The 396-nt window shown below is 57.3% G+C and carries 1 protein-coding gene; it reads right to left on the minus strand.

Annotation, left to right across the window (positions count from 1 at the left end; all coding sequences use genetic code 11):
* Window positions 1-396: calcium-binding protein (locus tag E8M78_RS23660; RefSeq protein WP_281405086.1), on the minus strand; the 396-nt coding region annotated here is incomplete at both ends.

Raw genomic sequence — 396 nt, forward strand, 5'->3', positions numbered from 1 at the left:
CAGTCGGCCCACCATGTTGTCGATCATGTTGGTGCCACTGATCGTATCATCAGATGCAGTCCCCGCCTGATCGACGATCATCGCCCTGATTTGACCGATGCTCCAGGTTGTTCCGTCAGCGAAGACGATCTTCTCGATCCCGCGCTGAATATCCTCGTTGAGCGTCGCCTTGATCAGCACCGAGCCGGCATCGCCAGCGCCAGGGGCGCTCTCGGCAATGGCAACCGTCAGATCGTTGCCGTTGCGAGCCAATGTCACATCGGCTGGATTGATGTCGGTGAACACCAACTGGTCGCTTGTGCCGTTCCAGTAGTCTTCTACGATAGTGTCGTTTCCGTCACCACGAGCATAGACATAGGTGTCGTTGCCGCCCGCACCGTTCAAAGTGTCGTTGCC

Origin of the sequence: Rhizobium sp. FKY42 (assembly GCF_005222835.1) — a bacterium.
Taxonomy (GTDB): Bacteria; Pseudomonadota; Alphaproteobacteria; order Rhizobiales; family Rhizobiaceae; genus Neorhizobium.